Source organism: Flavobacterium psychroterrae, from assembly GCF_018380615.1.
In the GTDB taxonomy this organism is placed as follows: Bacteria; Bacteroidota; Bacteroidia; order Flavobacteriales; family Flavobacteriaceae; genus Flavobacterium; species Flavobacterium psychroterrae.
In genome coordinates, this window is the sequence record NZ_JAGYVZ010000021.1 from 35718 (window position 1) to 56957 (window position 21240).

The following is a 21240-nucleotide window of genomic DNA, read 5'->3' on the forward strand; positions in this document are numbered from 1 at the left end:
ATGAAAAGTGGAGTATTTGGCATATTAAAAGCAAGATTTCTTTTAAACGATGACGCGGTGAAAAACTGGCGATTCATAGTTTTTATAATTTTGCTTGCGATATTGATGATTGCAAATACACAACGATACGAACAAAAGGTTTTTGAAATTGCAAAACTCAATAATGAAGTCAAAGAATTGCGATCTGAATTTGTAGACCGACGTTCTGAGTTAATGAAATTGAAAATGGAATCAACGATATCAGATAAAATGTTTGAAAAACAAATTTATCCATCAACAGTTCCACCGGTTAAAATAGAAGTTAAAAAAGAAGAAGAAAAAAATTTCTTTAAAAGAATATGGCAGTAGACGATAAAAATATATCCTACAGAATTTACCTCGTAGCAGTTTTCATCTTTGTGATGGCAATTGCTATTGTTGTTAAGTTGACCAATATTCAATGGGTTGAAGGAGATTATTATAGAAAACTGGCGAAACAGCGTACGGTTAGAAATTTTGTAATTCCGGCAAACAAAGGAAATATATATTCAGCTGACGGAAGTTTATTAGCAACATCGATTCCTAATTATGAAATTCGTTTTGATGCAAAAGCGCCAAAAACAGAAACTTTCGAAAAGTATGTAAAAGGATTGTCAGATTCTTTATCAAAAGTTTTAGATAAACCGGCAAGTTATTTCGAAAAAGAATTAAGAAAAGCGAGAGACAATAAAAATCGTTACTATTTGATTGCCCGCAATTTGAGTTATACTGAATATGTTAAGATTAAAGGTTTTCCATTATTCAAATTAGGTGCTTTTAAAGGTGGGATTATCATTGAACAGGAAACGGTTAGAAAACATCCGATAGGAAAAATTGCTGAAAGAACAATTGGTTACGATCGTATTGATCCTGCAACTGGAGTAGAAGTAGGGAAAGGAATCGAGTACGCTTTTAAAAGCTATTTAAACGGAAAAGACGGTAAAATTTTAAAACAAAAAATTGCCAAAGGACAATGGAAACCTATTCGTGATGTCAATGAAGTTGATCCTCAGGATGGTTTTGATGTCATCTCGACAATTGATGTTTTTATTCAGGATATCGCACATCACGCTTTATTAAAACAGCTTGAAGAATACGAAGCTGATCACGGTTGTGTGGTGGTAATGGAAACAGAAACGGGTCATGTAAAAGCAATTTCGAATTTAGGACGAGGCGAAGACGGATCGTATTATGAAACTACAAATTATGCTGTAGCAGAATCTCATGAGCCGGGATCTACTTTTAAATTAGTCGATTTAATGGCGATTTTAGATGATAAAGTAGCAGATACAAGTACTGTTTTTGATAGTCACAACGGACAAGTGAAATATTATGGTCGTACCGTTACTGATTCGCACAGAGCTGGTTATGGAAAAGTTTCATTAGCACGCGGTTTCGAGCTTTCATCAAATACGGTAATGGTTCAGGCGGTTTATAATAGTTACAAAAACGACCCTTCTAAGTTTGTAAATCATATTAATTCGTACGGATTAAACAAAACATTAGGATTGCATTTTAAAGGAGAAGGCAGACCTTATATACCACAACCTGGTGACAAACACTGGTCGGGTGTCTCGCTTCCGTGGATGGCATTTGGTTACGGAGTTTCGGTTACGCCAATGCAGACTTTGGCTTTTTATAATTCTGTTGCCAATAATGGTGTAATGGTAAAACCTCAGTTTGTATCAGAAATAAAAGAATGGAACAAAACGATCAAGAAATTTGATGTTGAAGTAATAAATCCGAAAGTATGTTCGCCGGAAACCATTAAAAAATTAAAAGCAGTATTAGAGAATGTAGTTAAAAAAGGAACTGGTTCTAAGTTGTATTCAAAAGATTTTTCGATGGCAGGAAAAACAGGAACAGCTCAGGTAAATTATGGTGGGAAAGAAGGGAAGTCAGCGTTGTATTACGCGTCTTCTTTCGTGGGATATTTTCCGGCAGATCATCCTAAATATTCCTGTATTGTAGTGGTTCATAAGCCCAATACATCAAAAAATAATTATTACGGAGCAGATGTTGCGGGACCGGTTTTTAAAAGAATTGCCCAAAAAATATTTACAGATGCGCCATCAACAAATAAAATTAAAAAACTGGATTCAAGAGTGCCAAAACAGGATTCAAGTTATGATAAATATTATGTTGTTGAAGCGAATAAAAAATCAAATCAGGTTCCGGATTTAAAAGGAATGCCGGGAATGGACGCGATTGCTTTACTAGAAAATTTAGGTTTAAAAGTAAAAGTAAACGGAGTAGGAAAAGTAAAAAAACAGTCTTTACAAGCTGGACAAAATATTAGTAAAAACACAACAATAGTATTAGAATTATCGTGAAAGTACTGAAAGACATATTATATAAAGTAGCAATTGAATCTGTAACAGGTTCGACAGAAATTGATATACATAAAATTGATTTTGATTCAAGAAAAATTGAAACAAATGATGTTTTTGTAGCCATTCGCGGATCACTTTCTGATGGTCACGATTATATAGAAAAGGCCATTCAATTAGGTGCAATTGCGATTATTTGCGATACGTTACCTGAAAATATTGAAAAAGGAATCACTTACATTAAAGTAAAAGATACCAATTCGGCTTTGGCTTTTATGGCGGCTAATTATTTTGGAAATCCTTCTGAAAAATTAAAATTAGTTGGCGTAACAGGTACAAACGGAAAAACAACAATTGCTTCATTATTGTTTCAGTTGTTTCAAAAAGCAGGTTTCAAAGTTGGTTTGTTGTCAACCGTAAAAATCATGGTGGATGAAACCGAATATAAGGCAACGCATACAACACCAGATTCAACTACAATCAATCATTATTTAAACGAAATGATTGAAGCTGGTGTAACACACTGTTTTATGGAAGTGAGTTCACACGGGATTCACCAAAAAAGAACAGAAGCTTTGCATTTTGTTGGCGGAGTTTTTACAAATCTTTCGCACGATCATTTGGATTATCATCCAACATTTGCAGAATACAGAGATGTTAAAAAGTCATTTTTTGATTCGTTGCCTAAAACAGCTTTCGCTTTATCAAACATAGATGATAAAAACGGACCTGTGATGCTGCAAAATACAGTGGCGAGAAAATTTACATATGCATTGAAATCATATGCTGATTTTAAAGCAACAATATTAGAAAGTCAATTGTCAGGCTTATTATTAAAGGTAAACGATAATGAAGTTTGGGTAAAACTAATTGGGAGTTTTAATGCTTACAACGTTTTAGCGATTTACGGAACGGCTGTAGAATTAGGAATGGATAGTTTAGAAGCATTGCGTTTATTGTCTGATTTAGAAAGTGTTTCGGGTCGTTTTCAATATATTGTTTCAGCAGGAAATGTTACTGCAATTGTAGATTATGCACACACGCCGGATGCTTTAGATAATGTTCTAAAAACGATTGCTGATATCCGTACAAAAAACGAACAATTGATTACAGTTGTGGGTTGCGGCGGAAACAGAGATAAAACAAAAAGACCAATTATGGCAAAAATTGCTACAGATCTAAGTGATAAAGCAATTTTAACATCGGATAATCCAAGAAACGAAGATCCTGAAGTGATTTTAGACGAAATGGAAAAAGGAGTTGAGGCTCATAATTATAAAAAAATATTGAGAATTACAGATAGAAAACAAGCAATTAAAACGGCTTGTCAATTGGCTCAGCCAAATGATATTATTTTAATTGCCGGAAAAGGGCATGAAACATATCAGGAAATAAACGGTGTTCGAAATCATTTTGATGATATGGAAACCGTAAAGGAAATTTTAGAACAACTGGGTAAATAAAGTTTAAACGGTGAATTGGTTATTCGTTTAACCGAGTAATTATAAAATCAAAAAACTAACAAATAAAAAATTAAACAAATAAACCAAGATATATGCTATACTATTTATTTGAATATTTAGACAAAACATTAGATATACCGGGAACAGGAGTGTTTCAGTATATCACATTCAGATCGGCTTTAGCATTGATGCTTTCATTGCTTTTGTCAACGATTTACGGAAAAAGAATTATAAACTTTTTGCGTAAACAACAAGTTGGCGAAACCGTTCGTGAGTTAGGTCTGGCTGGTCAAAATGAAAAAGCAGGAACGCCAACAATGGGTGGGCTTATCATCATTTTTGCAACGCTTGTGCCGGTTTTGTTATTTGCTCGTTTGCATAATATTTATATTGTATTGCTTATTGTAACCACGCTTTGGATGGGTACAATTGGTTTTGTAGACGATTATATTAAGATCTTCAAAAAAGACAAACAAGGACTTAAAGGAATTTTTAAAGTTATCGGGCAAGTTGGTTTAGGAATCATCGTTGGAGCAGTTCTTTATTTTAATCCTGCTGTAACCGTTAGAACAGATACGGGCAGAACTGATGTTTTTAGAACTACAACAAATACAACTGTGATTTTACCTGCGCCAATTGAGGAAAAATCGACAGCAACAACAATTCCGTTCGTAAAAAATAATGAATTTGATTATGCTGAATTATTAGCTTGGACAGGTGAAGGATATGAAAAATGGGCTTGGTTAATTTTTATTCCGGTTGTTATTTTTATTATCACAGCAGTTTCAAACGGAGCTAATTTAACAGATGGAATTGACGGTCTCGCCGCGGGAACTTCGGCAGTTTCTGTGCTCGCGCTCGGGATATTTACGTTTGTTTCCGGAAATATTATTTTTTCGAATTATTTAAATATTATGTACATCCCGAATTCGGGAGAAATGACCGTTTTTATATCCGCATTTGTGGGAGCTTTGATCGGATTTCTTTGGTACAATTCCTATCCCGCATCGGTTTTTATGGGAGATACAGGAAGTTTGACCATTGGAGGAATCATTGCAGTTTTAGCAATTGCAGTTCGTAAGGAATTATTGATTCCGCTATTGTGTGGAATCTTTTTAGTAGAAAATTTCTCAGTGGTTTTACAAGTGAGCTATTTCAAATTTACTAAAAAACGTTACGGTGAAGGTCGAAGAATTTTTCTGATGTCGCCTTTGCACCATCATTACCAAAAGAAAGGATATCATGAAAGTAAAATTGTAACTCGTTTTTGGATTGTTGCGATCATGTTAGCCATATTATCAATCGTTACTTTAAAACTTAGATAATTTTTAAATTAAAAATTTAGAATTAAAAATTAAAAGTTCTTATAAATGAAAGAAAATAGTATTCACGATAATACTAAAGAAAATAATAATAACCTTAAAAGGGAAATGTGAAACAGTTAAAGGCCTAATGAGTTAGATTTTTAATTTTTAATTATATAAAGTATGAGGTTAGTAGTGTTAGGAGGAGGAGAAAGTGGTGTAGGTACCGCTATTCTCGGAAAGAAAAAAGGGTATGATGTTTTTGTATCTGATTTTGGAAAAATAAAAGAAAGCTATAAAGAAGTTCTTATCATTAATAAAATTGAATGGGAAGAAGAAAAACATACTGAAGACCTGATTTTAAACGCCGACGTGGTGATGAAAAGTCCCGGAATTCCTGATAAATCTCCCATGGTACAAAAGCTTATTGCTGCGGGAATAAAGGTGATTTCAGAAATTGAATTCGCAATACCTTTTACCGAAGCATTAACAGTAGGGATTACCGGAAGTAACGGTAAAACTACGACAACAATGTTAACGCATCATTTGCTGAAATCAGCAGGTTTGAATGTTGGTTTAGGCGGAAACATCGGGAAAAGTTTTGCCTGGCAGGTAGCCGACAATAAATATGATGCCTATGTGCTTGAACTAAGTAGTTTTCAGCTTGACGGAATTATAGATTACAGACCGGACATTGCCATAATAACAAATATTAGTCCGGATCATTTAGACCGATACGAATATAAATATCAAAATTACATCGATTCAAAGTTTCGAATAACAATGAATCAAACCGAAAGCGATTATCTTATTTACGATGCAGATGATGAGGCAATTGCAGAATGGTTTAAGAATAATACAACAAAAGCAAAATTAATTCCTTTTTCATTGACTAAAACATTCGATGAAGGGGCTTCTATAAATAACAACAAAATGGAAATAAAGATCAACCAAGAAGAGTTTACAATGGAAACAGAATACATTGCGTTAGAAGGAAAACATAACATGAAAAACGCAATGGCAGCAAGCTCTGTAGCAAAGTTGATGCAAATTAGAAATGCAACAATTCGCGAAAGTTTATCTAATTTTCAAGGTGTTGAACACCGTTTAGAAAAAGTATTAAAAATCCAGAATGTTCAATATATCAACGATTCAAAAGCAACAAATGTAAATGCTACATTCTTTGCTTTGGATAGTATGAATGTTCCAACGGTTTGGATTGTTGGTGGAGTTGACAAAGGAAATGATTATAACGAATTGATGTCTTTAGTTCGTGAAAAAGTAAAAGCAATTATTTGCCTGGGAGTTGATAATCATAAAATTATCAACGCTTTTGGGAATGTTGTTGATATCATGGTTGAAGTAAATAATATGAACGACGCTGTGAAAACGGCACAACGTTTAACTGAAAAAGGTGATGCGGTTTTATTGTCTCCAGCCTGCGCAAGTTTCGATTTATTCGAAAGCTACGAAGACAGAGGAAAACAATTTAAGCAAGCGGTTCATAATTTGTAAAAAAAATAGCTTCAAGTTTCAGGTTTCACGTTATGTGGGAACTTGAAACATGAAACAAAATAAAACTTGAAACTAAAGACATGAAGGAGTTAGTAAACAAATTAAAAGGAGATAGAGTAATATGGTCATTCGTGGCTTTATTGGCACTGTTTTCGTTTATGCCTGTTTTTAGTGCGAGTAGTAATTTGGCATATATTGGTCATGGAACCGGAAATACCTTGGGTTATTTGGTGAAACATCTGGCGCATATTTGTATTGGTTTCCTGATTATTTATTGGGTACACAGAGTTCCATATCATTATTTCAGAGCGATTTCAAAAATAGCTTTGCCAATAGTTTGGTTTCTATTATTGTACACATTGTTGAAAGGAACAGTAATTGCCGGAGCAAATGCAAGCCGTTGGATTCAGGTACCTTTTATAGGTATTACATTCCAGACTTCAACATTAGCAGCCAGTATATTATTTATTTTTGTTGCACGTTATTTGTCAAAATCCAGAGAAGAAAATGAACCGTTTCAAACATCATTAATTCAGCTTTGGCTGCCGGTTTTTATAACTTTGGCACTTATTTTGCCAGCTAACTTTTCGACCACTGCGTTGATATTTTCAATGGTTATAATGTTGACTTTTATAGGCAGGTATCCGTTAAAATATATAGGTTTTATTATAGGTTCAGGAATTGCAATGCTGGCATTTTTTCTTTTGGTTGCAAAGGCTTTTCCGGAGTCAGGATTCTTTAGCAGGGTAGGAACTTGGGGAAGTCGTATTGAAAACTTTACCACAGACAAACCTGATGAAGATGATTACCAAATCGAGAAAGCAAAAATTGCAATTGCATCCGGGAGATTTGGCGGAGTTGGACCGGGAAAAAGCGTTCAGAAAAACTTTTTGCCACAATCATCTTCAGATTTTATTTATGCAATTATTGTTGAAGAATATGGTTTAGTGGGTGGCGTTGCAATATTGATTTTGTACTTATTGCTATTGTTCCGGTTTGTAATTGCGTCACATAAAGCAACTACACTATTTGGGAAATTAGTCGTCGTCGGGCTTGGGTTTCCAATGATATTTCAGGCGATGATTAATATGGCGGTTGCAGTAGAATTATTGCCGGTAACAGGACAAACACTTCCGTTGATTAGTAGTGGAGGAAGTTCAATATGGATGACTTGTTTCTCTCTTGGAATTATCATCAGCGTAACTAAAAAAGAAGAAGAAATTGCAGAAGAGCAAGAGGAAAAGGAAAGAAGAAAAGAAGCACTTCAAAGATTAATTGATAAAGAATTAGCTGTAGAAGATGAAATTGAATATGAGAAGGCAGGAGTTTATGAAGAGGAAGGAATGTATTCTATTGAAGATAATTCCAAAAATCCGATGAATGCAGTTTTGAATAAATAAAGAGAGTAAAAAATAGAATAATTTTTAAAGCGAATAACTTTTAAAAATATGACAAATTATAAATTCATATTAAGCGGTGGCGGAACAGGAGGACATATTTATCCTGCGATTGCGATTGCTAATGAATTAAAGTTGAAATTTCCTAATGCTGAATTTCTTTTTGTGGGTGCCAAAGATAAAATGGAAATGCAAAAAGTACCTCAGGCAGGTTATGAAATAAAAGGGCTTTGGATTGCAGGTTTACAAAGAAAATTGACATTACAAAACTTGATGTTTCCTCTAAAACTGGCAACAAGTTTACTGGAATCGAGAAGAATCATCAGGCAATTTAAACCAAATGTAGTGATAGGAACAGGCGGTTTTGCAAGCGGACCTTTATTACAAGCAGCAGGTTTAGCGGGAATTCCAACAGTGATTCAGGAACAAAATTCGTTTCCTGGAATTACAAACAAATTGTTGAGCAAGAAAGCAAATGCAATTTGTGTGGCGTACCAAAATCTGGAAAGATTTTTTCCTAAAAATAAAATGGTTTTAACCGGAAATCCGGTTCGTCAGGATTTAATTGATATTGAAAGTAAACGTGATGAAGCAATTACTTTTTATGGTTTGGATCCTAACAAAAAAACGTTGCTAATTCTGGGAGGAAGTCTAGGCGCAAGAAGGGTCAATCAGTTAATTGAAAAAGAGTTACATAATATACTTTCTCAGGATGTTCAGATTATTTGGCAATGTGGGAAATTATACTTTGAAGATTATAAAAAACACAGTCAGCAAAACGTAAGAGTTGTTGATTTTATTGAAAGAATGGATTTTGTTTATGCTGCGGCAGATGTGATTATATCACGTGCGGGCGCATCTTCAGTATCTGAATTGTGTATTGTTGGGAAACCTGTAATTTTTATTCCGTCACCAAATGTAGCCGAAGATCATCAGACAAAAAATGCGCAGGCAATTGTAGATGCAAAAGGAGCTATTTTGTTGAAAGAATCAGAATTAGACAGTCAGTTTAGTATTGTTTTTGAAGCTTTACTGAAAGATCATGGCAAACAAAAACAATTAAGCGAGAATATCAAAAAACTGGCTATGCCAAATGCTACAAAAGCAATTGTAGAACAGATAGAAAAGTTGTTATAATGTAATTTTTTACAAAAATTATACAACAATTTATATAGAGCAGAACGTTATTTTTAGGCGTTTTGAGTTATTAAGATAAGAAAAATACAAAGACCTAATTACTAGTTTTTTATAAAAGAAAACTGTTTGTAAATAGCTCAAAATCAAAAATTAAAATGAATCTAAATCAAATACAAAACGTTTATTTTATTGGCATTGGAGGCATCGGAATGAGTGCTCTGGCCCGCTATTTTAAAAATATCGGGAAACAGGTATCGGGTTACGATAAAACGCCGTCAATGTTGACAAATGAGTTGATCGAAAGCGGTATTGATATTCATTTTGAAGATAATATTAGTTTGATTCCGTCTGATTATTATTCTGAAAACACATTGGTAATTATAACGCCTGCGGTGCCAAAAACACATTCAGAGTGGAACTACTTTTTAGAAAGAGAATATCAGCTTAAAAAACGTGCAGAAGTTTTAGGAATTATAACTAAAGACACTTTCTGTTTTGCTGTTGCGGGAACGCACGGTAAAACTACCACTTCAAGTATTTTAGGACATATTTTATTTGAAAGCGGAGCTGATGTTACAGCTTTTGTGGGTGGAATTGTAGAGAATTATAATTCGAACTTAATTGGAAGCGGAAAAACCGTAACAGTTGTAGAAGCAGATGAATTTGATCGTTCGTTTTTGCATTTACACCCCAATATCGCTTGTATCACATCTATGGATGCGGACCATTTGGATATTTACGGAACAAGTGAGGCTATTGAAGCGTCGTTTGTAGAATTTGCTAATAAAGTAGAAGATAAAAACAAGCTGTTTATAACTAAAGAATTGCCACTTGAAGGAGTGCAATGTGCTATAAATGAAGATGCTGTATATAAAGCTTTCAATGTTAGAATAGAAAACGGAAGTTATGTTTTTGATGTGCAGACGCCATCAGAAATCATGAAAGATTTGCGTTTTGGATTGCCTGGAAAGCACAATTTAATGAATGGATTAATGGCTATTGCGATGGCAAAAACTTTTGGAACTCCAACAGATGCAATTGCAAAATCTTTGGCTTCATTTAGCGGAATCAGAAGACGTTTTTCATATCAAATTAAAACTGAAAATTTAGTTTATATAGATGATTATGCACATCATCCAACAGAAATAAATGCTGTTCATCAAGCAGTTACAGAATTATATCCGGGACGTAAAGTACTAGCGATTTTTCAGCCGCATTTATTTAGCAGAACAAGAGATTTTGTTGATGGATTTGCCGAAAGTTTATCGGCTTTTGATGAAGTGTTTTTAATGGATATTTATCCGGCACGCGAATTACCGATGGAAGGGATTACATCTGATTGGCTGTTAGGAAAAATGACAAATTCGAACAAAAAAATTGTTGCAAAAAGTGATTTATTAGCGGAGATCAAAGCCAGTGATGCGCCAATAATTGTGACAATAGGAGCTGGTGATATTGGTGAAATGGTTCCGTCAATTAAAAAAATGCTAAATGAAAATATTTAATTGGACAAATGTTAGATTAATTCTCATTTTAGGGCTTGTACTTTTTTTATATTCTTTTGCTCAACATCGAAACGGAGATAGAAAATTGAAAAAATCAATGGTTGTTTTTGTAGGAGAAAATACGCTTTTTGTAAAGCCTGAGACGGTTAATAAATTGTTAATAGAAAATAAAAGAGACGCTTCCAGTATACGAAAAGATGAACTAGATTTGAATAAGATTGAAAAAAGCCTTGATACGCAAGAGATGATTGAGAAATCAAATGTTTTTGTAAGTATTGATGGCGTTCTAAAAGCAGTAGTAAAACAGAAGACACCAATAGCGCGAGTTTATGATGGTGGTGCTTCTTTTTATATTGACTATGAGGGTAATAAAATGCCTTTATCTGACAATTATACTGCTCGGGTTCCTCTTGTTTCCGGGGCAATAAATAAAAAAAATAACGAAGATTTAGCTACTTTATTTCGCACAATTTATGACGATGCGTTTTTGAAAAAAAACATCATTGCAATTCAAATTATGCCTAATGGTAGCTTAAAAATGTTTAATAGAAATTATAATTACTTCATCGATTTTGGCAGAACGATGAATGTTGATAAGAAATTTAATAACTATAAAGCCTTTTTTCAAAAAGCGGTTTTAGATAGTTCGTTATATAAATATAGTAAGATTGACCTTAGGTTTACGGAACAAGTAGTTTGCACAAAATAATAGAAAATGGAAAAAGATAACATTGCAGTAGGTCTAGATATTGGAACGACAAAAATAGTTGCCATGATTGGCCGAAAGAACGAGTATGGTAAGTTGGAAATTTTGGGTATTGGTAAATCCAAAAGTTTAGGCGTTGCCAGAGGGGTAGTAAGTAACATTACACAAACTATTCAATCTATTCAGCAAGCAATACTTGAGGCGGAAAACAATTCAGGTTATAAAATAAAAGATGTTGTTGTGGGTATTGCCGGACAACACATTAGAAGTATTCAGCATACAGATTACATCAGCCGTAGTAATCCGGAAGAAGTAATAGGTGAAAATGATATTCAGCTATTGATTGACCAGGTAAATAAACTGGCTATGTTACCGGGAGAAGAAATTATTCACGTTTTACCACAGGAATTTAAAATCGACGGACAATCTGAAATTAAAGAACCTATCGGAATGTACGGCGGAAGATTAGAATCCAGTTTTCACGTAGTAGTTGGGCAGGCATCATCTATCAGAAATGTTGGAAGATGTATTCAGAGTTCAGGAATCGAGTTGTCAGGATTGACATTAGAACCTTTAGCTTCTGCAGATGCCGTTTTAAGTCAGGAAGAAAAAGAAGCTGGTGTAGCTTTAATTGATATTGGTGGTGGAACAACAGATTTGGCCATTTTTAAAAATGGTATTATTCGTCATACCGCAGTAATTCCTTTTGGAGGAAATGTGATCACCGAAGATATTAAAGAAGGTTGTTCGATTATTGAAAAACAGGCAGAGCTTTTAAAAACAAAATTCGGATCAGCATGGCCGGGAGAAAATAAAGACAACGAAATTGTTTCTATTCCGGGATTAAGAGGAAGAGAGCCAAAAGAGATTTCGCTTAAAAACTTATCTAAAATTATTCATGCTCGTGTAGTTGAAATTATAGAACAGGTTTTTGCAGAAATTAAAGCTTACGGACACGAAGATCCCCGCAAAAAATTAATTGCAGGAATTGTTCTTACCGGTGGTGGCGCTGAACTAAAACATATTAAACAATTAGTTGAGTATATTACTGGTATGGATACCAGAATAGGATATCCAAACGAGCATTTAGCAGGTAATTCAAGCGAAGAAATTTCTAGCCCATTATATGCGACAGCTGTTGGTTTAGTAATGAACAGTATCGAAAATAGTACTCAAAGTGCCGTTAGAATGGAGCTGGTAAATGAGCAGCCAAAAGTGGTTTACAGAAATGTACCGCCTCAAATACAACAACCGGTACAACCGCGATACGAAGTTGAAGAAAACTACGTTGAAAGAGTAGAAACTATTGAAGATTCCCACAGAAATAATGGAAATAAAGCAGAATCTACGGAGACTAAAATTAGAAGATCATTTTTTGATAGATATGTCGATAAAATCAAGGATTTTTTAGACAACGCAGAATAGAGTAATAAGAAAAGGAATTACTTTTTGCCCCAAGTCAAGAAGTAAAAAATGTATTAAATAAGAATTTCAAAAACCAAAAAGATGATGAGCAACTCAGAATTTGGAAGTATTTCATTTGATTTACCAAAAAATCAATCAAATGTAATTAAAGTAATAGGTGTAGGTGGAGGTGGTAGTAATGCTATCAACCATATGTTCAAACAAGGTATTAAAGGCGTTGATTTCATCGTTTGTAATACTGATTCACAGGCACTACAAAACAGTTCTGTACCTAACAAAATTCAGTTAGGTATGAATTTAACAGAAGGTCTTGGCGCAGGAGCAAATCCTGATGTAGGACAGCAATCTGCTATAGAAAGTATTGCCGATATCGAAAAAATGTTAGACCGAGGTACTAAGATGGTATTTATTACCGCTGGTATGGGTGGAGGAACAGGAACAGGAGCGGCTCCGGTAATTGCACAATTAGCAAAAGAAAGAGAAATCCTTACTGTTGGTATCGTGACCATTCCTTTTCAGTTTGAAGGGAAAGTACGTCAGGAACAGGCACTTTTAGGAATCGAAAAATTGCGTAAGCAAGTCGATTCGTTAATTGTAATTAATAATAATAAATTAAGAGAAGTATACGGAAATCTTGGTTTCAAAGCAGGATTCTCTAAAGCTGATGAAGTTTTGGCAACAGCCTCAAGAGGTATTGCTGAAGTAATAACGCATCACTATACTCAAAATATCGATTTACGTGATGCTAAAACTGTTCTTTCGAATAGTGGAACAGCTATCATGGGATCTTCTGTTGCTGCGGGTGAAAACAGAGCAAAAGATGCTATCGTTTCAGCATTGGATTCTCCGTTGTTAAACGACAACAAAATTACAGGAGCCAAAAACGTATTGTTGCTTATCGTTTCTGGATCAAACGAAATTACATTGGATGAGATTGGAGAAATCAATGATCACATTCAGGTAGAAGCAGGTCATAATGCTAATATTATCATGGGAGTTGGTGAAGACGAAACTCTTGGTGATGCTATTGCCGTGACTATTATTGCAACAGGTTTTGATGTTGAACAACAAAACGAAATTGTAAATACAGAGCCTAAAAAAATCATTCATACGCTGGAAGATGAGCAAAGAAGTGTTCATAATTTATCGAATAAAACTGTTACTTCCTTTGATTTAAATGCTGAAACACCTACTGCGAAATCAGAAGAGAAAATTGTTTTTGATTTAATGGAAGATGAAGATGAGATAACTCCGTTTGCACCTACACAAGTTACTCCAGTTGAAGTTGCTCCAATTGAAGTTACTCCGGTTGTTGCGGTCGCTCCAGCAGTAAATCCTTCAATGAATAAGGAAGAATTAGTAATAATGTCAGAGTTTATTAAAAACCTTGATGTAACATTTGAAATTGTTTCGCCTATTACAGACATTGATTTTACTATTTCATCTCCTGAAGTGCCAACTTTTCAGCAAACACAACCAGTTCAGCAAAGAGTTTTTGAAAGAGAAGAGCAAACAACATTCTCATTTGATTTACCTCTTTTCAAATCAGAGCCGGAAGTTAAAAAAGAGCCGGTTGCTCAACAGGAAAACAAAATTTTATTCGAATTATCGAATGAAACACGTAATATAAAAGTGAATGATCCAGTACAATTTGTACCGGTTACAGAAGTTTCGGATAAAGGAATCATCAAATATTCGTTAGAAGAATATATGGAGGTTGAAAATGAACTTGTAGCATCAAAACCAGTGGATAAAGTGGTGGAAGAAGTAATTCCTGCGGAATTAAATATCACCATGAAACCAAAAGTTGATTTTGCAAGCGAAGCTAATTTTACAACCACTTCAGAAGCTTCTCCGCTTGAATTAACAATCGAAGAAACTTTACGCTTAAGAGCAGAAGAAAGAAGAAAGAAGTTGAAAGAATTTAATTATAAATTCCATAACAATAATGCTACAAGAATTGATGAACTTGAAAAAGAGCCTGCTTACAAAAGATTAGGCATTGATTTATCAAATTCACAATCAAATAATAACAATTCGAGAATATCAGTTGGAACAGATAGTAACAACGATTTGCAATTGCGTTCAAACAATTCATTTTTGCATGACAACGTAGATTAATTTTACAATCATAAATAATGCAGATAGCCCGAAAATTGGATTTAATTTTCGGGTTATTTTTTTTATCTTCGCACAGGATTTAAGATTTGACTTCTATACTTAACTTTTAAAGTTAATCTTAGTTGTTAGTTCGAGCGAAGACTAAAACACATTTTCAAATATTCATACATTATAGGTGTTACTTACCTATTTAAAATAAAAAAATAAGATGAGTTTACAAACATTAATCATGGACGAGATTAAAACCGCCATGAGAGCAAAAGATACAGTAGCATTAGAAGCTTTAAGAGCAATTAAGTCAGAAATGTTACTAGCTGCAACATCAACAGGTTCTAAAGAAGAATTAACTGAAGATGATGAAATTAAATTACTTCAAAGATTAGTTAAAACCCGTAAAGAAAGCGCAAGAATCTTTACAGAACAAAATCGTCCTGACTTAGCTGAACCGGAATTAGCACAAATTGCTGTAATCGAGAAATTTCTTCCAGCTCAATTAAGTGAAGAAGAAGTAGAAGCTGTAATTGCAAAAATCATTGCTGAAACAGGTGCTTCAGGAATTGCTTCAATGGGTAAAGTAATGGGATTAGCCTCTGCACAATTAGGCGGAACTGCTGAAGGAAAAACTATTTCGACAATAGTTAAGAAGTTATTAGTATAAGAATTTTAGATTTAGAGTTCAGATTTTAAATTACTATTTGGATCTAATCTGAACTCTAAATCATCAATAAAAAGACCGCGTAGTTCAACTGGATAGAATATCAGATTTCGGCTCTGAGGGTTGGGGGTTCGAACCCCTCCGCGGTCACTTAAAAAGGCAAAATACACTTATGTATTTTGCCTTTTTTGTTTTAAAAATTTTCTCATTTCTGTTATATACGCTTAATGCATTCTTATTTGTAGTAGTCAATAACTTCTCTTATTTATTATCCATACTTCTTCTTCTTTAATTTCATATTCACCCTAGACTTTTAATTAGATTTAATACACTTATTATTAAAGTTTCAAGTCGAAATGCTTAATGCATTCTACAGATTTTCTCAGCTGTAATGTAATCTTTCCCCCCTCTTTTTTTATAATTCTTGTTATTGCAACAAATGTCTTTATCTGTCAATCTAAAAACTTTTAAAGGAAGATTTAGATTCTTATAGTTACAATATTTGAATAATCAAATAGCAGTATCCCTTGTATCTAAAGGGATTTCGAATGTTTAACCACAATAGTTTTGCAATCAGCATATTATACTTATTGTTTCATTTTCATGTAAAATAATGATTTCTTATTTAAGTGTTTTTTTTTGTAAGAATTTTGAATTAAATGATAAGTGAATTAGATGTAATTGCTTTTTTTAATGATTTGTTAGGTTTTAAAGTTTGAAAAAAAGGAGTAAAAATGAATTTAAAAAAATGAGTTAAAAACAAAATGTATGAAGTAGAAAATTAATTAAATGACTTTTAAAAAAACTAAAACAAAAATGAATAGAAATAAAATAAAAATGAACAAAAACTTACTTATTGTACTAGTCTTTCTTCTATTTAATATAGGGTATGGGCAAAAAATATGGACAGGAGCTACGAGCACAGCGTGGGAAACAGATTCAAACTGGAGTCCTGTTGGAAAGCCTACGGCTGGTGAAAATGTATTAATAAAAAATGCTGCCAATCAGCCTGTGATAAATGTAGCGGGAGCTGCTTGTGCTATTCTTGAGTTGTCAAATTCAACTCCTGGCAGTATGGTTGTTCTAACCGTAAAAGCAGGGTCTTTTTCTCCTGCATCAATAACAATGAATAGTACTGGCGATACAAGTAATTGTAGTTTAAAAATCGGTGCAGGGACAGTAAATGTCACTGGAGATATTACAATGACTGGAAATGCCCTCCAAAATAATGTGACTTTCTACGGAGAGAGCATTTTAAAAATTGGGGGTATGATGAACGGAGGAACATTAAATGCTGACGGAATAGGAACTGTAAACTATAGTGCTGCGGGATCACGTACAATTGGCACATATGTTTATAATAATCTAATACTTTCTGGTAGTGGTGTCAAAACAGTTGCGACTTCAGGAGTAGTTGTAAATGGTACACTTACTATGTCAGGAACGGCGACAGCTTCTTCTGCGCCAACTTATGGAGCTAATGCAGCCTTAAAATACAGTAGCTTGTCACCTCAAACAGTTGGTCCGGAATGGCTTTCTCCTTTTGTGGCTGCGGGAGGAGTTGAAGTTTCTACTGCTAATCCTGCTGTAAGTGTGGTTACTATAAATGGGAATGGTACAGAAAAAAGATTTAATGATGGTGTTCCGTTAATAATAGATGAAGATGCTTTATTAGTAATTACTAATAGTGAACTTTATTTAGGCGGTGATTTTATTAATAATAGAGGATCTTTAAATACGGACAAATTCGTTTACTTAACAGGAAGTGTTAATCAAAGTATTGATAGTTTTATTTCTACGCAAGGAATTTCAATGATTAAAAATGCAGGTATAGCTACTTTTACAGGAAATATAAATACAAAAAAGTTAACACTTAATGGTTTAGGAACACTGAGTCTTGGAACAGGTTTGACTCATATATTTACTTCTGACTGGACTAGAACTCAGGGAACATTAAATGCAGGTTCGAGTATTTTAAAAATTTTAGGAAATGTAGTTGGTAATGCAGGTACTTTTAATGCAGGAACCGGTACAGTAGAGTTTAATGGAGGTCCCCAGAATTTAGGTTCGGGATCTATAACATATAATAATCTTATATTATCAGGAAGTGCAATTAAAACTTTTGGTGCAAAAACTACGATAAATGAAACTTTCTCTATCGTAAGTGGAGTAATTGCTGATTTGACTGCTAATTTGGTACATAAGGCAAAAACGATACAATTGGGATTTTCAGAAGGAGCCGGCGGATCATGGGGTAGTAGAAATTCAAACGCAGTTAATAAAAATGATAGCTATTTTGTTCTTAATAATGGTATTGTAAATGTTGGACCAACAATAGTAATAGATACTAATAACTTAGCTGCATTTACTACTATTTATGGTACACCATCGATATCAAATAATTTTACTATATCAGGTACTGATATGGTTCAAGAAATTTTAGTTACTCCGCCTGCAGCATTTGAAGTAAGTACAGATGGAACTAATTTTACTGATACAGTTACCTTTGGAGCAGCTGGTGATATTGCAGTAACAAAGGTTTATGTTAGATTAAAAGGAACAATTGCTGTAGGTGATTATTCTGGGAATTTAGTTTTAAGTAGTACAGGAACTGCCAATGTAAATATACCAATTGCAACGAGTACGGTAAATAAGGCACTACTTACTATTACAGCAAACAATAATAGTACAGTTTACGGATCAGATAATCCGGTTCTAACAGCAAGTTATGTTGGTTTTGTAAATGGAGATACTGTTGCGAATTTAATTACAGCAGCTACAATTGCAACTACTGCAACAAAAGCAAGTGCAGCAGGAACTTATCCAATCACAGTTAGTGGAGCGACTTCATCTAATTATACTTTTACTTATGCTGCAAATGCAGTATTAACCATTACTCCCGCACCTTTATCTATTACAGCGAATAATAATAGTAAAGTTTACGGATCAGATAATCCGGTTTTAACAGCAAGTTATGTTGGTTTTGTAAATGGAGATAATGATACAAATTTAGCTACAGCAGCTAAAATTGCCACTAAAGCAACAAAAGCAAGTGCAGTGGGAACTTACCCAATCACAGCTAGTGGTGCAGTTTCATCAAATTACACGATTACTTACGGAGCAAATGCAGTATTAACGATTACTCCTGCAGATTTGTCTATTGTGGCAAACAATAATAGTAAAGTTTACGGAACAGATAATCCGGTTTTAACAGCAAGTTATGTTGGTTTTGTAAATGGAGATACCGTTGCAAACTTAACTACAGCCCCTACAATTACAACTACAGCAAATAAAGCAAGTGCAGTAGGAACTTATCCAATCACAGCTAGTGGAGCAGTTTTGTTAAATTATATTATTACTTATGGACCAAATGCAATATTAACGATTACTCCTGCAGATTTATCTGTTGTGGCAAACAATAATAGTAAAGTTTACGGATCAGATAATCCGGTTTTAACAGCAAGTTATGTTGGTTTTGTAAATGGAGATACTGTTGCGGACTTAACTACAGCAGCTACAATTTCAACTACGGCAACTATAGCAAGCGCAGTAGGAACTTATCCGATTACAGCTAGTGGAGTAGTTTCATCAAATTACAACATCATTTACGGAACAAATACAGCATTAACGGTTACTCCTGCAGAATTAACTATCACAGCAGATGAAGCGAGAAAAATACACGGCGACAAGAATCCTACTTTAACAGTAAAGTATTCTGGCTTTGTAAATGGAGATAACGAAAATGGTTTGACTTTTACTAAACCTGTGATTACAACTACAGCAGTTACTGAAAGCGCAATAGGAGAGTATCCTATCACGGTTGCAGGAGCATCTTCTTCAAATTATAATATCAAGTTTGTTGGTAATGTTTTAAATGTAGTTGCTTCAAATAATGCAGGTTTATCTGATATTGATGTTAGTAAAGGGGATTTAGATCCAACTTTTGATACAGATAAAAAAGGTTATACCGTAGAGGTACCAAATGATATTGATACATACGTAATCAATCCAATACCAAGTAATCCAAATTCAACGGTTACAATGACAGTTGACGGAGTAATTATTGATCCTACAGCTCCATTAGATTTAAAAGTGGGAGATAATGTAATTACAATAGTTGTCACGGCTGAAGATGGTATTACACAAGAAACTTATGAAGTAATAGTAACAAGAGAACCTTCCAGCAATGCAGGATTAATAGATTTGGCAATTAGTGAAGGTACCTTAAGTCCAACTTTTGCAGAAGGAATTTTAGATTATACAACTACGGTACCTAATGACATTACAAGTATAAAAGTTACGCCGGTTAGTGCAGATCCTACCGCAATAATAACTGTAAATGGAATAGTAGTACCTAGTGGAACAGCCTCACCAGACCAGCAATTAAAAGTAGGAGAAAATGAAATTACTACTATTGTAACAGCTCAGGATGGAACTATTCAGACTTATACAGTAATTGTTACAAGAGAAGAAGCCCCGCTTTCTAATAATGCAGGTTTAACAGATTTAGCTATAAGTGAAGGTACATTAAGCCCAATTTTTGATGAAGGAACGAAAGATTATACAACTACAGTTCCTAATGATGTTAAAACTATATCAGTTACACCAGTTAGTGAAGATGCTACGGCAACAATAACAGTAAACGGGATCGTAGTACCTAGTGGAACAGCATCACCAGAACAGGAATTAAAAGTAGGGAAAAATGAAATTATTACTGTAGTAACAGCTCAGGATGGAACTGTTCAGACTTATATCGTAATAGTTACAAGAGAAGAAGCTCCGCTTTCTAATGATGCAGCTTTAACAGATTTGGCAATTAGTGAAGGTACTTTAAGTCCTGCTTTTGCAGAAGGAACTAAAGATTATACTACTATTGTTCCTAATGACATTACAAGTATAAAAGTTACACCAGTTAGTGAAGATGCTACGGCAACAATAACAGTAAATGGAATAGTAGTGCCAAGCGGAACAGCTTCAGCGGATCTGCCACTAAAAGTAGGTGAAAATGTAATTATCACAACCGTAACAGCTCAGGACGGAACTGTTAACACTTATACTATAATTGTTACAAGAGAAGAAGCTACTGCTCCTGATAATGCAGGTTTATCTGATATTGTTATTAGTGACGGAGCTTTAAGTCCGGCTTTTAATACTGATACAAATGATTATAGAGTAGATGTGCCAAATGAAACTAATTCATACATCGTTAATCCTATAGCAATCGATCCTAATGCTACCATTGAAATCAAAGTTGATGGAAAAATCATTGATCCTAAATCTCCAATAGATTTAAATGTAGGAGATAATGTAATTACAGTAGTTGTTACAGCTCCTGATGGCACACAAGATACATATGTTGTGATTGTAAACAGAGCAGATGCTGAACCACAGGCAATTATTCCTTCAAATATTATTACTCCAAACGGAGATGGTAAAAATGATTATTGGATAATTGATGGTCTGGATAAATATCCAAACAATTCAGTTAAAGTTTTTGATAGAGCAGCAAGATTAGTGTATTCTAAAAATAATTATAACAACGATTGGGATGGTTCTTATAAAGGATCTCCGGTTAATGAGGATACTTATTACTATCTAATTGATCTAGGAAATGGTTCACCTAAAATTAAAGGATTCATTTCAATCATTAGAAACTAATCTAAA

At 34.1% G+C, this 21240-nt stretch carries 13 protein-coding genes and 1 tRNA gene; all 14 read left to right on the plus strand.

The window, feature by feature from the left end; translation table 11 throughout:
• The 14 genes from KHA90_RS19395 to KHA90_RS19460 all read left to right on the plus strand — a co-directional run bounded on the left by KHA90_RS19395 (nucleotide 1) and on the right by KHA90_RS19460 (nucleotide 21234).
• On the plus strand, nucleotides 1-348 hold the full coding sequence (locus KHA90_RS19395; RefSeq protein WP_213305072.1) for an FtsL-like putative cell division protein: 348 nt from the start codon (nucleotides 1-3) through the stop codon (nucleotides 346-348).
• The gene (locus tag KHA90_RS19400) at nucleotides 339-2351 is read left to right on the plus strand and encodes a penicillin-binding protein (RefSeq protein ID WP_213305075.1); all 2013 of its coding nucleotides are present in this window, start codon (nucleotides 339-341) and stop codon (nucleotides 2349-2351) included. Before KHA90_RS19395 ends, KHA90_RS19400 begins: the two co-directional genes overlap by 10 nt.
• Nucleotides 2348-3811, plus strand: a complete 1464-nt coding sequence (locus KHA90_RS19405) for a UDP-N-acetylmuramoyl-L-alanyl-D-glutamate--2,6-diaminopimelate ligase (RefSeq protein WP_213305078.1) — start codon at nucleotides 2348-2350, stop codon at nucleotides 3809-3811. Before KHA90_RS19400 ends, KHA90_RS19405 begins: the two co-directional genes overlap by 4 nt.
• A 92-nt stretch (nucleotides 3812-3903) precedes the next feature.
• Nucleotides 3904-5136, plus strand: coding sequence for a phospho-N-acetylmuramoyl-pentapeptide-transferase (gene mraY / locus KHA90_RS19410; RefSeq protein WP_213305081.1), 1233 nt, complete (start codon nucleotides 3904-3906; stop codon nucleotides 5134-5136).
• A gap of 162 nt (nucleotides 5137-5298) precedes the next feature.
• Nucleotides 5299-6630: a UDP-N-acetylmuramoyl-L-alanine--D-glutamate ligase gene (murD, locus tag KHA90_RS19415; protein WP_213305084.1), complete on the plus strand. Its 1332-nt coding sequence runs from the start codon at nucleotides 5299-5301 to the stop codon at nucleotides 6628-6630.
• 80 nt (nucleotides 6631-6710) lie between these two features.
• Entirely contained in the window at nucleotides 6711-8030 is a 1320-nt protein-coding gene (locus KHA90_RS19420) for an FtsW/RodA/SpoVE family cell cycle protein (protein ID WP_213305087.1), read from the plus strand.
• 48 nt (nucleotides 8031-8078) lie between these two features.
• Complete coding sequence (gene murG, locus KHA90_RS19425) at nucleotides 8079-9164, plus strand: undecaprenyldiphospho-muramoylpentapeptide beta-N-acetylglucosaminyltransferase (protein ID WP_213305090.1); 1086 nt, start codon at nucleotides 8079-8081, stop codon at nucleotides 9162-9164.
• Nucleotides 9165-9319: 155 nt separating this feature from the next.
• On the plus strand, nucleotides 9320-10669 hold the full coding sequence (gene murC / locus KHA90_RS19430) for a UDP-N-acetylmuramate--L-alanine ligase (RefSeq protein WP_213305093.1): 1350 nt from the start codon (nucleotides 9320-9322) through the stop codon (nucleotides 10667-10669).
• Nucleotides 10656-11378, plus strand: a complete 723-nt coding sequence (locus tag KHA90_RS19435) for a cell division protein FtsQ/DivIB (RefSeq protein WP_213305096.1) — start codon at nucleotides 10656-10658, stop codon at nucleotides 11376-11378. Before murC ends, KHA90_RS19435 begins: the two co-directional genes overlap by 14 nt.
• 6 nt (nucleotides 11379-11384) lie before the next feature.
• Nucleotides 11385-12800, plus strand: coding sequence for a cell division protein FtsA (gene ftsA, locus KHA90_RS19440; protein ID WP_213305100.1), 1416 nt, complete (start codon nucleotides 11385-11387; stop codon nucleotides 12798-12800).
• A gap of 81 nt (nucleotides 12801-12881) precedes the next feature.
• On the plus strand, nucleotides 12882-14921 hold the full coding sequence (gene ftsZ, locus KHA90_RS19445; RefSeq protein WP_213305103.1) for a cell division protein FtsZ: 2040 nt from the start codon (nucleotides 12882-12884) through the stop codon (nucleotides 14919-14921).
• Nucleotides 14922-15129: 208 nt separating this feature from the next.
• Nucleotides 15130-15579 (plus strand): GatB/YqeY domain-containing protein, encoded by a 450-nt coding sequence (locus tag KHA90_RS19450; RefSeq protein WP_213305106.1) that lies wholly within the window; start codon nucleotides 15130-15132, stop codon nucleotides 15577-15579.
• 73 nt (nucleotides 15580-15652) lie between these two features.
• A tRNA-Arg gene (locus KHA90_RS19455) sits at nucleotides 15653-15726 on the plus strand.
• Nucleotides 15727-16392: 666 nt separating this feature from the next.
• On the plus strand, nucleotides 16393-21234 hold the full coding sequence (locus tag KHA90_RS19460; protein WP_213305109.1) for an MBG domain-containing protein: 4842 nt from the start codon (nucleotides 16393-16395) through the stop codon (nucleotides 21232-21234).
• Nucleotides 21235-21240: the final 6 nt, after the last annotated feature.

What these genes read in the sequence shown, in the direction of transcription:
- KHA90_RS19435 (WP_213305096.1), top strand. Translation starts at nt 10,656, where the DNA reads ATGAAAATATTTAATTGGACAAATGTTAGATTAATTCTCATTTTAGGG.
- murC (WP_213305093.1), top strand. Translation starts at nt 9,320, where the DNA reads ATGAATCTAAATCAAATACAAAACGTTTATTTTATTGGCATTGGAGGC.
- murD (WP_213305084.1), top strand. Translation starts at nt 5,299, where the DNA reads ATGAGGTTAGTAGTGTTAGGAGGAGGAGAAAGTGGTGTAGGTACCGCT.
- murG (WP_213305090.1), top strand. Translation starts at nt 8,079, where the DNA reads ATGACAAATTATAAATTCATATTAAGCGGTGGCGGAACAGGAGGACAT.
- ftsA (WP_213305100.1), top strand. Translation starts at nt 11,385, where the DNA reads ATGGAAAAAGATAACATTGCAGTAGGTCTAGATATTGGAACGACAAAA.
- KHA90_RS19400 (WP_213305075.1), top strand. Translation starts at nt 339, where the DNA reads ATGGCAGTAGACGATAAAAATATATCCTACAGAATTTACCTCGTAGCA.
- KHA90_RS19420 (WP_213305087.1), top strand. Translation starts at nt 6,711, where the DNA reads ATGAAGGAGTTAGTAAACAAATTAAAAGGAGATAGAGTAATATGGTCA.
- KHA90_RS19450 (WP_213305106.1), top strand. Translation starts at nt 15,130, where the DNA reads ATGAGTTTACAAACATTAATCATGGACGAGATTAAAACCGCCATGAGA.
- KHA90_RS19460 (WP_213305109.1), top strand. Translation starts at nt 16,393, where the DNA reads ATGAATAGAAATAAAATAAAAATGAACAAAAACTTACTTATTGTACTA.
- KHA90_RS19395 (WP_213305072.1), top strand. Translation starts at nt 1, where the DNA reads ATGAAAAGTGGAGTATTTGGCATATTAAAAGCAAGATTTCTTTTAAAC.
- ftsZ (WP_213305103.1), top strand. Translation starts at nt 12,882, where the DNA reads ATGATGAGCAACTCAGAATTTGGAAGTATTTCATTTGATTTACCAAAA.
- mraY (WP_213305081.1), top strand. Translation starts at nt 3,904, where the DNA reads ATGCTATACTATTTATTTGAATATTTAGACAAAACATTAGATATACCG.